Source organism: Acidovorax sp. (assembly GCF_046339755.1).
GTDB lineage: Bacteria > Pseudomonadota > Gammaproteobacteria > Burkholderiales > Burkholderiaceae_C > Acidovorax.
Genome location: NZ_JBKDTZ010000230.1, coordinates 16,126 through 28,384 on the forward strand (window position 1 = coordinate 16,126; position 12,259 = coordinate 28,384).

General features: G+C 68.0%; 10 protein-coding genes. 6 read left to right on the forward strand and 4 right to left on the reverse strand.

Annotation, left to right across the window (positions count from 1 at the left end; translation table 11 throughout):
* Positions 1-49: 49 nt before the first annotated feature.
* Positions 50-496 carry a DUF2214 family protein gene (locus ACK59X_RS19405; protein ID WP_409959874.1) on the reverse strand — a complete coding sequence of 149 codons (447 nt, stop codon included), beginning with the start codon at positions 494-496 and terminating at the stop codon, positions 50-52.
* Between the two features lie 180 nt (positions 497-676).
* A complete protein-coding gene (locus tag ACK59X_RS19410; protein WP_409959876.1) occupies positions 677-2,032 on the reverse strand; it encodes a dicarboxylate/amino acid:cation symporter in 1,356 nt (451 codons plus the stop codon).
* A 267-nt stretch (positions 2,033-2,299) separates the two neighbouring features.
* On the opposite strand from ACK59X_RS19410, the gene ACK59X_RS19415 reads away from it, so the two are divergent.
* Complete coding sequence (locus ACK59X_RS19415) at positions 2,300-4,972, forward strand: PAS-domain containing protein (protein ID WP_409959878.1); 2,673 nt, start codon at positions 2,300-2,302, stop codon at positions 4,970-4,972.
* A 9-nt stretch (positions 4,973-4,981) separates the two neighbouring features.
* Here ACK59X_RS19415 and ACK59X_RS19420 read toward each other — a convergent pair whose 3' ends face one another.
* Positions 4,982-5,626, reverse strand: a complete 645-nt coding sequence (locus tag ACK59X_RS19420) for a LuxR C-terminal-related transcriptional regulator (protein WP_409959880.1) — start codon at positions 5,624-5,626, stop codon at positions 4,982-4,984.
* 53 nt (positions 5,627-5,679) lie between these two features.
* Positions 5,680-6,612 (reverse strand): LysR family transcriptional regulator, encoded by a 933-nt coding sequence (locus ACK59X_RS19425; RefSeq protein WP_409959882.1) that lies wholly within the window; start codon positions 6,610-6,612, stop codon positions 5,680-5,682.
* A gap of 168 nt (positions 6,613-6,780) precedes the next feature.
* On the opposite strand from ACK59X_RS19425, the gene ACK59X_RS19430 reads away from it, so the two are divergent.
* From ACK59X_RS19430 to ACK59X_RS19450, 5 genes are all read left to right on the forward strand, one after another.
* Positions 6,781-8,991 carry a malate synthase G gene (locus tag ACK59X_RS19430; RefSeq protein WP_409959884.1) on the forward strand — a complete coding sequence of 737 codons (2,211 nt, stop codon included), beginning with the start codon at positions 6,781-6,783 and terminating at the stop codon, positions 8,989-8,991.
* A gap of 214 nt (positions 8,992-9,205) precedes the next feature.
* Entirely contained in the window at positions 9,206-9,451 is a 246-nt protein-coding gene (locus tag ACK59X_RS19435) for a cysteine-rich CWC family protein (RefSeq protein WP_409959886.1), read from the forward strand.
* Between the two features lie 64 nt (positions 9,452-9,515).
* Positions 9,516-9,704: a 4-oxalocrotonate tautomerase gene (locus tag ACK59X_RS19440; protein ID WP_012202595.1), complete on the forward strand. Its 189-nt coding sequence runs from the start codon at positions 9,516-9,518 to the stop codon at positions 9,702-9,704.
* 27 nt (positions 9,705-9,731) lie between these two features.
* Entirely contained in the window at positions 9,732-11,222 is a 1,491-nt protein-coding gene (locus tag ACK59X_RS19445; RefSeq protein ID WP_409959888.1) for a DHA2 family efflux MFS transporter permease subunit, read from the forward strand.
* 20 nt (positions 11,223-11,242) lie between these two features.
* Positions 11,243-12,010, forward strand: coding sequence for a class II glutamine amidotransferase (locus tag ACK59X_RS19450; protein WP_409959890.1), 768 nt, complete (start codon positions 11,243-11,245; stop codon positions 12,008-12,010).
* Positions 12,011-12,259 lie beyond the last annotated feature (249 nt).

The following is a 12,259-nucleotide window of genomic DNA, read 5'->3' on the forward strand; positions in this document are numbered from 1 at the left end:
CCAAGCCAACCCGCCCGGTGGGCCCGCCCGGCGGGTTTACTTTTGTTGCCTACCAGCCCCGGGCCCAGAACACCGCAATGACCGCCACCACTGGAATCACGTGGGCCTGGACCATCACCAGGCGGCGCACCCGGGTCACTTCGCGCGCATCGGGCAGGGAGCCGTCGGCGCGCAGCTGGCGCAGCCAGCGCCGGAAAGCGATGGTCGGAAAGATGGACAGGATGGCGATGGCCACCACCAGCGTGATCTTGATGTGGAACATGGGCTGGGAGATATACCAGGACAGGCCCTTGACGCCCCAGAACACGCGCGCCAGCCCCGTGGCGACCAGCACCATGGCCGATGCACCGTAGATCGCGTCCAGCCGCGCCAGACGCTCCACCACGGCGGCATTGAGCCATTCGATGCGGCACAGCGCGGCCTGGCTCGACAGGAACACCACCAGGGTCAAGATGGCCACTATGTGCAGGGCGGCCAGTACGGCTTCGAGGGTCATCGCAATTCCTTTTCTTGTGGGGAGGCCTGGCGGCGATTGTGCGCGAGGAACGGGCCGGCATGAGTAGGCGCCCTTCCTGACCGGTCCCTGGGCCGGCGGTTGCATGCAAAAAAAGGGGCTGCCCGTGCAGGCATGCCCCTTCTTGCAAAACCATGGCCCGGCAACGGGGCCTGCCAGCGATCAGGCGACCGTGCGCGCCACGGCGGCCGGCACCACAGGTGCTGACATGGGGATTGCCTCTTCCGGCAGCGGGTGGCCGTCGAGCGCAGCGGTCAGGCGGCTGTAGTCGAGCGCGTTCTCCCAGCGCGAAACCACCACGGTGGCCACCGCATTGCCGATGAAGTTGGTCAGCGAGCGGCATTCGCTCATGAAGCGGTCCACGCCCAGGATCAGCGCCATGCCGGCCACGGGCACCTCGGGCACCACGGCCAGGGTGGCGGCCAGGGTGATGAAGCCCGCGCCCGTGACGCCGGCCGCGCCCTTGGAGCTGAGCATGGCCACGAGCAGCAGGGCGACCTGGTGGCCCAGCGTCAGCTCGGTGTTGGTGGCCTGGGCGATGAACAGCGCGGCCAGGGTCATGTAGATGTTGGTGCCGTCCAGATTGAAGGAATAGCCCGTGGGCACCACCAGGCCAACCACCGACTTGCTGCAGCCGGCCTTTTCCATCTTTTCCATCAGCGAGGGCAGGGCCGATTCGGAGGACGAGGTGCCCAGCACCAGCATCAGCTCGGCCTTGAGGTAGCGGCACAGCTTGAGCACCGAGAAGCCGCACAGGCGCGACACGAAGCCCAGCACCACCAGCACGAAGAGCAGCGAGGTGATGTAGAACGAGCCCACCAGCCAGGCCAGGTTGACCAGCGAACCCAGGCCGAACTTGCCGATGGAGAAGGCCATGGCGCCGAAGGCGCCCAGGGGCGCGGCCTTCATCACCAGGGCCACGACCTTGAACACCGGGCTGGTCAGCGCTTCGAGGAAGTTCTGAACCGGGCGGCCGGCCTCGCCCACCATGGCCAGGCCGATGCCGAAGAGCACGGCCACCAGCAGCACCTGCAGGATGTTGTCGCCCACGAAGGGGCTGACCAGGGTTTTGGGGATGATGTCCATGGCAAAGCCGGTGAGCGTCATCTCGTGCGACTTGGCCACGTAGGTCTTCACGGCCGTCTGGTCCAGGTCGGCCGGGTTGATGTTCATGCCCGCACCGGGCTGCACCACGTTGGCCACCACCAGGCCGACGATGAGCGCCAGCGTGGAGAAGAACAGGAAGTACGCCATGGCCTTGCCGAACACGCGGCCCACGGTGGACAGCTGCGACATGCCCGCGATGCCGGTGACGATGGTCAAAAAGATCACCGGGGCAATGATCATCTTCACCAGCTTGATGAAGGCATCGCCCAGCGGCTTGAGTGCCTCGCCATAGGCGGGCTCGAAGTGGCCCAGCAGCACGCCCAGGACAATGGCGATCACCACCTGGAAATACAGTTGGCGGTAGAAAGGCAAACGCACCGGTTGGGCGGCCTGGGCAGGAATGGCGTGCATGGGGGACTCCAGAAGTCACGGGAACCGCACCACCGGGGTGCGTCGAGGCTGCCGTTTGTACCGCTGCACGCCGTTTCAGCAGATAGCTAATTGGTAGTAGTCGCTGGCGCCGCCATAGGGAGAACGCCCGCGGACCCTAGTGGAAATACTTATCCCGAGGGAAGCTGCGGCACACTCCCATGCGCACCGCGCCGGTGCGTGCGACCGTTCTCTCCCTGCCGACCGCGCACTGACAACCGCCTGCGGACACCAGTCCCCGCCCCTGCCATGCCCCTGCCCCACCGCCGCAAGTTCTGGACTGTGCTCATCCTGCTCACCGGCATGGCGGCCAGCATGTTCGTGGCCGGGCAATGGGCCTGGCAGCATTCGCTCCACGAAGAAAGTGACAGCGTGCAGCGCCAGTTGGCCCTGTACGGGCAGACGCTCAGCCAGCGCATCGACCGCTACCGCACCCTGCCCGAGGTGCTGGCGCTGGACGCGCAGCTGTACGAGGCGCTGAGCCGGCCGCAAAGCCCGTCCGAGGTGGATGGGCTCAACCGCAAGCTGGAGCGCGCCAATGGCGCCAGCCAGTCCTCCACCCTGACCCTGATCAACCGGGACGGCCTGGCCGTGGCCGCCAGCAACTGGCGCAGCGCCACCAGCAACGTGGGCGTGGACTACAGCTTTCGCCCCTATGTCCAGCAGGCCCTGGCCCAGGGCAGCGGCAGCTTCTACGGCATCGGGGTGACGACGGGCGAGCCCGGCTATTTCCTGTCGCAGGCCATCCGCGACGGCAAGGGCGAGCCGCTGGGCCGGGTGGTGATCAAGATTGCGCTGCAGGAACTGGAGCGTGAATGGCTGCAGACCGAGGACATCGTGCTCGCGTCCGACGCGCATGGTGTGGTGTTTTTGGCCAGCCAGGATGCCTGGCGCTACCGGTTGCTCGAACCCCTGTCCGACGCCGAACGGCGCGAGCTGGCCGCCACTCGGCAGTACTCGGACCAGCCGCTGCGCCCGCTCACCTACCGGGTGGACGAGCACATGGACAACGGCGGACGCTTGGTACGCATGCAGACGCCCGACCTGCCAGGCCCGCCCGGTCGCCTGCTGTGGCAGACCCAGCCTTTGCCTGGCACTCCGTGGCAGCTGCACCTGGTGCACGCAACCCACAGCAGCGTGGCCGACAGCCGCTGGGCGGCAGCGGCCGGCGGGGGCGGCTGGCTGGCGCTGGCTTTGCTCGTGCTGTTCGTGCGCCAGCGCCAGCGCCTGGCGAACCTGCGCCAGCGCAGCCGGCAGGAGCTGGAGACCGTGCTGCAGCAGCACGCGCAGGAGCTGCGCACCGCGCAGGACGGCATCGTGCAGGCGGCGCAACAGGCAGCGCAACAGACCGACACGGGCCTGTCGCGCAGCCTGGAGCACCTGCCCCAGGGCGTGGTCATCATCGACGCCGGCCTGAACCTCGTGGCCTGGAACTCGCGCTATGTGCAGCTGTTCCGCTACCCCGCCGACCTGATGCAGGTGGGCCGGCCCATCGAGGACCTGCTGCGCCACAACGCCCGCCGCGGCCTGCTGGGCGCGGGGCCGGTGGAGGAGTCCATCGAGCGGCGCCTGTCGCACCTGCGCAGCGGGCTGCCCCACCTGCACGAAAGCGCCAAGGGCGACGGCACGGTGCTGGAGATCCGCGGCAACCCGCTGCCCGAGGGCGGCTTCGTGACGAGCTATGCCGACATCACCAGCTACAAGATCGCCGCGCGCGAGCTGCGCTCGCGGGCCGATGCGCTGGAGCAGCGCGTGGCCGACCGCACGCGCGACCTGGACGCCGCCCGGCGCGAAGCCGAGCAGGCCAACCGCTACAAGACCCGCTTCGTGGCGGCGGCCGTGCACGACCTGCTGCAGCCGCTGAATGCCGCACGCATGTTCACCTCGCTGCTGCGCAGCCACCTGCACGACGACGCCGAGCGCCGCACGGTGGACAGCATCGACGGTGCGCTCGCATCGCAGGACGCGATCCTGAGCAGCCTGCTCGACATCTCGCGCATGGAGTCGGGCCAGCTCGAGGTGCGTATCCACGACGTGGCCCTGGGGCCCTTGCTGCAGGTGCTGGCGCACAACTTCGGCGTACTGGCCGAGAGCCAGGGCCTCACGCTCCATTGCGTGCCCACGCGCCAGGTGGTGCGCACCGACGAGAACCTGCTGCGCCGCATCCTGCAGAACTTCGTCTCCAACGCCATCCGCTACAGCCGGCGCGGGCGCATCGTGGTGGGCTGCCGGCGCATGGGGAACAGCCAGCTGCGCATCGAGGTGCACGACCAGGGGCCCGGGATTCCCGAGGCACTGCAGCGCGAGATCTTCGAGGAGTTTCGCCGGCTGGACGAGGGCCGCGCCGACGACCGGGGCGCGGGGCTGGGCCTGGCCATCGTGGAGCGCCTGGGCCGCCTGCTGGGCCACCCCATCGGGCTGCGCTCGCAGCTCGGGCGCGGCAGCGTGTTCTGGGTTTGCGTACCTCTGGGCGATGCGGCCGCCGTGCACCCAGCCCCGGCACCTGCGGCCGCGCAGCAGAACCCCGACGACGCGCCGCTGCACGGCAGCAGCGCCTGGGTGATCGAGGACGATGGCCCGACCTGCACCGCCACCCGGGCGCTGCTGGAACGCTGGGGCTGCCAGGTGCCCCTGGCCGGCGGCGCCCCGGAAGCCTTGGCGCACGCCGAACGCGGCCAGGCACCGCACCTGGGGCTGCTGGACGTGCACCTGGGCGCCACCCACCATGGCCCCGAGGTGTACACAGAGCTGTGCGACCGCTGGGGCCAGGCCCCCGCCGTGATCCTGGTGACGGCCGAGCGCGACGCCACGCTGCGGCGCCAGGCGGCCGAGCGCGGCTGGGGCTTTCTGGCCAAGCCGGTGCGTGCGCCCGCGCTGCGGGCGCTCATGAGCCAGACGCTGCTGCGCCTGCGAGAGGGATGAGCAGGGGCATCAGGCCGAGGCCGCGTCTTCCGTCTCCAGGCTCTTGACCAGCACCGCCGCCTGGGTGCGGCTGTGGCAGGCGAGCTTCTTCAGGATGGCCGTGACATGCACCTTGACGGTGTTCTCGGCAAGGCCCAGTTCGCCCGCGATCTGCTTGTTGAGCAGGCCATCGGCCAGGCACAGCAGCACGCGGAACTGCTGGGGTGTGAGCTGCGCCAGGCGGGCAGCGAGTTGGGCATCGGCCTCGGAGCGCTCGGCCGCCATGGGCGGGAACCAGCTGTCGCCAGCGAGCACCGCCTCGATGGCCGCGCCCATGGCCTCGGCCGGCGCGGACTTGGGGATGAAACCCACGGCACCGAATTGCTGCGCCCTGCGGATCACGCGCGGGTGGTCGTTGGACGAGATGATCACCACCGGCAGCTCGGGGTACTCGCCACGCACGTGCAGCAGGGCCGAGAAGCCACGCGCCCCCGGCATGCTCAGGTCCAGCAGCACCAGTTCGACCTCGGGATGCTCCTGCAGCGCCGTGCCCAAGGTGACCGCGCTGGCGGCCTCCAGCGTGCGGAACTGGGGCAGGCGTTCGCGCAGCACATGCAGCACGGCGGTGCGGAACAGGGGGTGGTCGTCAGCGACCAGGAGCGTGGGCTCGGACATGGGATGTGCAGTCTGCCATGGCCTGGGACGGGCATCCAGGCGCAAGGCCTTGGTCAGGGGGCCGGCATGCCGCGCCAGAAGGCCGGCTGCGCATAGTGGTGCTTGAGGAAGTCGATCCACAGCCGCACGCGCAGCGGCATGTGCTTGCGCTGCGGAAAGACCACGTAGATGCCGTTGGGCGGGGCCGCAAAGTCCGCCAGCACCTCCACCAGGCGGCCGGCGGCGATCTCGGCCTCCACCTCCCAGGTGCTGCGCCAGGCAATGCCGTAACCGGCCAGGCACCAGTCGTGCAGCACCTGCCCGTCGGAGCAGTCGAGCGGCCCGCCGGGCTTGAGGTGCACGACCTCGGTACTGCCGCCCTCGACCGGCATGCGAAAGGCCCAGCCGCGCGTCTGCGAGGCTTCGCTCGACAGGGTCAGGCAGTCGTGCGAGGGCAGCTCGCCCGGGTGGCGCGGCGCCGGGTGGTGTTTGAGGTAGCCCGGCGTGGCCACGCACAGGCGCCGGTTGTCGGCAATGCGCACGCTGACCAGGGACGAATCGGGCAGGTCGCCCACGCGCACGGCGCAGTCGAAGCCTTCGCCCGCCAGGTCGACCACCCGGTCGCTGAGGTTGAGCGAAATGGTTACGTCCGGATGTTCGGCGCGAAAGCGCGGCACCAGGGGCGCCACATGGCGCCGGCCAAAGCCCGCAGGGGCCGTGATGCGCAGGTGGCCCGTGGCCTTGACGCCGCCTTCGGACACGCTGGCCTCGGCGTTGGCCACGTCGGACAGCAGGCGCTGGCAGTCCTCCAAAAACGCGCTGCCCTCGTGCGTGAGGCTGATGCGCCGCGTGGTGCGCACCAGGAGCTTGACGCCCAGGTGCTCTTCGAGCGCGTCGAGCCGGCGGCCCATGATGGCCGGCGCGACGCCTTCGGCCTTGGCGGCTGCGGTGAGGCTGCCGCGCGTAGCGACCGAGACAAAGGATTCAAAGGCCTTGAGCTTGTCCATGGCGGAGTCCGAAAGAATAGGGCCGGCGAGGGCCTTACTTTTGCATAAAAGTCATTGGTTTCCAGCTTTTGAGCATATTTATATCGACAAACATTTGCAATACAGTGTGCCCATGGCCTGCAGTGGCGGGCCCTTTCTTTTTTCACATCCAACGCCCAAGGCACTCCCATGACCGACCGCACCACCATCCATGGCCTGCAAGTGGCCACGTCCCTGTTCCGCTTTGTCGAAGACAAGGTGCTGCCCGGCACCGGCGTGGACAGCGCTGCGTTCTGGAAGGGCTTCGACGCCATCGTGGCCGATCTGGCACCGCGCAACATCGCCCTGCTGACCGAGCGCGACCGCCTGCAGACCGATCTCGATACCTGGCACCCGGCCAACCCCGGCCCCATCACGGACATGGTGGCTTACCGTGGCTTCCTGGAAAAGATCGGCTACCTGGTGCCCCAGCCCACCGACGTGCAGGCCACCACCGCCAACGTCGACGACGAGCTGGCCACCCAGGCCGGCCCGCAGCTGGTGGTGCCCATCCTCAATGCACGCTACGCCCTGAACGCCGCCAATGCCCGCTGGGGCAGCCTGTACGACGCGCTGTATGGCACCGATGCCATCCCCGAAACCGATGGCGCCGAGAAGGGCAAGGGCTACAACCCCGTGCGCGGCGCCAAGGTGATCGCGTTCGCGCGCCAGGTGCTGGACGACACGGCCCCCCTGGCCAGCGGCTCGCACAAGGATTCGACCGGCTACCGCGTCGAAGGCGGCCAGTTGGTGATCTCGCTGGCCAACGGCAGCAGCACCGGCCTCAAGGACGCCTCGCAGTTCAAGGGCTACCAGGGCGATGCGGCGGCCCCTTCGTCCTTGCTGCTGCAGCACAATGGCCTGCACCTCGACATCCAGATCAACCGCAGCACCCCCATCGGCCAGAGCGACGCTGCCGGCGTGAGCGACCTGGTGCTGGAAGCGGCGCTGTCCACGATTCTCGACCTGGAAGACTCCGTCGCCGCTGTGGATGCCGAAGACAAGGTGCTGGGCTACAGCAACTGGCTGGGCATCATCCAGGCCACGCTGACCGAGCAGGTCGCCAAGGGCGGCAAGACCATCACACGCGGCCTGAACCCCGACCGCGTCTACACGGCCCCCGACGGCAAGGCCGGTGGCGTGCGCCTGCATGGCCGCTCGCTGATGTTCCTGCGCAATGTGGGCCACCTGATGACCAACCCGGCCATCCTGTACACAGATGCCCAGGGCAAGGAGCGCGAGATCCCCGAAGGCATCATGGACGCCGTGGTCACGACCACCATTGCCCTGCACGACCTGCAAGGCCATGGCACCAATGGCATCCGCAACTCGCGCAAGGGCAGCGTCTACATCGTCAAGCCCAAGATGCACGGCCCCGCCGAGGTCGGCTTTGCCAGCGATCTGTTCGGCCGCGTTGAGCAGTTGCTGGGCCTGCCCGCCGACACCGTGAAGCTGGGCATCATGGACGAGGAGCGCCGCACCAGCGTGAACCTCAAGGCCTGCATCGCCGCGGCCGCCAGCCGCGTGGCCTTCATCAACACCGGCTTCCTGGACCGCACCGGCGACGAGATGCACACCGCCATGCTGGCCGGCCCCATGATCCGCAAGGGCGACATGAAAACCAGCGCCTGGATCCAGTCGTACGAGAAGAACAACGTGCTCGTGGGCCTGTCCTGCGGGCTGCGCGGCAAGGCACAGATCGGCAAGGGCATGTGGGCCATGCCCGACCTGATGGCCGAGATGCTGAAACAGAAGATCGCCCACCCCAAGGCCGGCGCCAACACCGCCTGGGTGCCCAGCCCCACGGGTGCCACGCTGCACGCGCTGCACTACCACCAGGTCAACGTGGCCGAGATCCAGATCGGCCTGGAAAAGACCGATGTGAACGCCGAGCGCGACAACCTGCTGACCGGCCTGCTCACCGTGCCCGTGACCGCCACCCCCAACTGGACCGATGCCGAGAAGCAGCAGGAGCTGGACAACAACGCCCAGGGCATCCTGGGCTATGTGGTGCGCTGGGTCGACCAGGGCGTGGGCTGCTCCAAGGTGCCCGACATCCACAACGTGGGCCTGATGGAAGACCGCGCCACGCTGCGCATCAGCAGCCAGCACATGGCCAACTGGCTGCGCCATGGCGTGGTGACCGAGGCCCAGGTCAAGGAGACCTTCGAGCGCATGGCCGCCGTGGTGGACGGCCAGAACGCCGGCGACCCGCTGTACCAGCCCATGGCCGGCCGCTTCGGCACCAGCATGGCCTACCAGGCCGCCTGCGACCTGGTCTTCAAGGGCATGGCCCAGCCCAGCGGCTACACCGAGCCGCTGCTGCACGCCTGGCGCCTGAAGCTCAAGGCCGCAGCCTGACGCCCGGGTTCGAGCGGCCCCTCCCCTGCACAGATGGATCGATCCCCCGGATCCTTCCTCCTCCAGCGGCACCTCCGGGTGCCGTTTTTTTGTCTTCTGGCCGCGGTGCAAAGGCCCCCACCCTGGCCCCTGGCTCCAAGAGGCGGCACAATGGGGCGAGCGCGCCGCGAGCATGGCGCCCGTGCAGGGTGCGCCCCGCAGCGCCCGCCCCTTGATGACCGCCCCACCGACTTCCTCCGCCTTGCAGTGCCCCTTGTGCGGGCAGGCAAACCAATGCGCCATGGCGGCTGGGCAGGCACCAGAAACCTGCTGGTGCATGGCCACCCCGGTGGCACCCGAGGCCCTGGCCCAGATCCCGGTGGAGGCCCGCGGCAAGGTGTGCATCTGCCCCCTGTGTGCGCAGCCGCGGCCGGTACCAGACAGCCGGGAGGGCGTGGCGGCGGGTCCGGCGCCGATATGATTTCCCCTTTCCCGCGGTCCCTCGTGGTCCGTTTTTGTCTTTGCACTACCTTCAGGAGTCCCGCATGCCCACTTACCACGTCGAAATGATGGAAGGCCGTACCGTCGAACAAAAGCGCAAGCTCGTCGAAGAGATCACCCGTGTCTCCGTCGAGGTGCTGGGCGGTTCGCCCGAATCGGTGGACATCCTGATCACCGACATCAAGCGCGAGAACTGGGCCACCGGCGGCAAGCTGTGGTCCGAGCGGAGCTGATGGCCCGCTGAGACGCCTGCCAGACCCATGAGCGCACAGCCCTCTTCCGGCTCCCTCGCCGCCCTGCGCGAACGCCATGGCGAGCGCTACCGCTGGCTGCTGCTGCTCTCGGTGATGGTGGGCACGATGGCGTCGATCATGTCCTCGACCATCGTGAACGTGGCGATTCCGGACATGAGCCACTATTTCACCCTGGGGCAGGAGCGCGCCCAGTGGGTGACCTCGGGCTTCATGGTGGCGACCACCGTCTCCATGCTGACCACACCCTGGCTGCTGTCGCGCTATGGCTACCGCGCCACCTATGTCGGCGCCATGCTGCTGCTGCTGGCGGGCGGCATCGGCGGCGGGCTGGCGCGCGATTTCGGCCTGGTGCTGGTGGCGCGCGTAGCCGAGGGCCTGGCCGCCGGGGTAGTGCAGCCCATTCCCGCCGTGATCATTCTCTACGCCTTCCAACCCCACGAGCAGGGCCGCGCCAGCGGTGTCTTCGGCATGGGCGTGGTCCTGGCACCAGCCATGGGCCCCAGCATCGGCGGCCTGCTGGTCGACTGGTTCGGCTGGCGCTCGATCTTCTTCATGGTGGTGCCGCTGTGCCTGGCCTCGATCTGGCTGGCCTACAAGTTCGTACCGGTCACCGCACCGGGCGGCGTGGCCGCCAACCGCAACGGCGAGGCCCTGGACTGGCGCGGCCTGGCACTGGGCACGGTGGGCACGCTGTGCCTGCTCAATGGCCTTGTCGCACTGCATGGCGGCACCCTGCCCGAGGCCATCATGCTCCTGGCAGGGGCAGTCGTGGCCACGGGCCTGTTCATCGGCTGGCAGCGCCGGCAGATCCTGCAGGGGCGCAAGCCGCTGATGGACCTGCGCCTGTTCCAGTACCGGCAGTTCGCCATGGGCAGCGTCGTGGCCTTCATCTACGGCACGGCGCTGTTCGGCTCGACCTACCTGCTGCCGGTGTTCATGCAGTGGGGCTTGCAGCTGTCGGCCTCGCACGTGGGCGCCATCATGCTGCCGGCAGGCTTTGTACTGGCCATCACCATCGCCATGGTGGGCCGCCTGGCCGACCGCCAGCCCACGCACCTGCTGGTGAGCATTGGCCTGGCGCTGCTGGCGCTGTCCTTCGGCCTCATGGTGGTGGTGGGCCTGGGGTCTCCGCTGTGGATGCTGGTGGTGTTCGCCATCCTCGGCCGCATCGGCCTGGGCTTCATCCTGCCCTCGCTGAACCTGGGCGCCATGCGGCCGCTGGACAAGTCGCTGATCTCGCAAGGCTCCAGCACCATCGGCTTCCTGCGCATGCTCGGTGGCGCAGCCGGGGTGAGCCTGTGCGGCATCGTGCTGGAGTGGCGCATGGGGGCGCATGGTGCGTCCCTGGCCACGGGGGTCAGCAACCCGGCGCGCATCGCGGCCTTTGGCGAGACCTTTTTGATGTTGACCGCCCTGTGTGCACTGGCCATGGTGGCTGCGTGGCAACTGCGCCAGGCGCCTACCGCTGCGCGACCGGAATCCGACCCGCCCGGCTGAGGTCCGGTATCCTTGCAGGCATGTGCCAATTGCTTGGAATGAACTGCAACACCCCGACGGACGTGACCTTCAGCTTCACGGGGTTTGCGCAGCGCGGGGGCAACACGGGGGACCATGCCGATGGCTGGGGCATCGCCTTCTTCGAGGACCGGGGCCTGCGGCATTTCGTGGACCACCTGCCGGCCGTGGATTCGCCGGTGGCCGAGCTGATACGCCGCTACCCCATCAAGAGCCGCAACGTCATCGCCCACATCCGCAAGGCCACGCAGGGCCTGGTGAGCCTGCAGAACTGCCATCCCTTCGTGCGCGAGCTGTGGGGGCGCTACTGGGTGTTCGCGCACAACGGCGACCTCAAGGATTTTCGCCCGCGCCTGCATGCGCATTTCCACCCGGTAGGCGATACCGACAGCGAGCATGCGTTCTGCTGGATCATGCAGGAGCTGGCCAAGTCCCATGCCAGCGTGCCCAGCATTGCCGAGCTGACGATCACCCTGAAGGAACTGGCCGCGCGCATCGCGCCGCACGGCACCTTCAACTTCCTGCTCTCCAATGGGCAGGCGCTGTGGGCCCATGCGTCCACCAACCTGTACTACATCGAGCGCAAGCACCCGTTCAGCGAGGCACAGCTGTCCGATGAGGACGTGCGCATCGACTTCGCCACCCAGACCACCGCCAGCGACCGCGTGGCCATCGTCGTCACGGCCCCGCTCACGGTCAATGAGGAGTGGACTGCCTTCGGCAAAGGCGAGCTGCTGGTCTTCGTGGATGGGCAGCGCCAAGGCTGCTGACCACCGGCAGGTAGTGGCGGGACGCGGGTGCTGCGTCCAACATCATCTGAAAAGGGGCTGCGGCCCCTTGTTTGCGAGCACAAGTACGGGTGAGGCACGTTCTGAGCACCCCAAAGACAAAACCCCTCAGTTCAAACGAACTGAGGGGTTTTGAGGGCTGTAAGAGCCTGACGATGACCTACTTTCACACGGGAACCCGCACTATCATCGGCGCAAAGTCGTTTCACTGTCCTGTTCGGGATGGGAAGG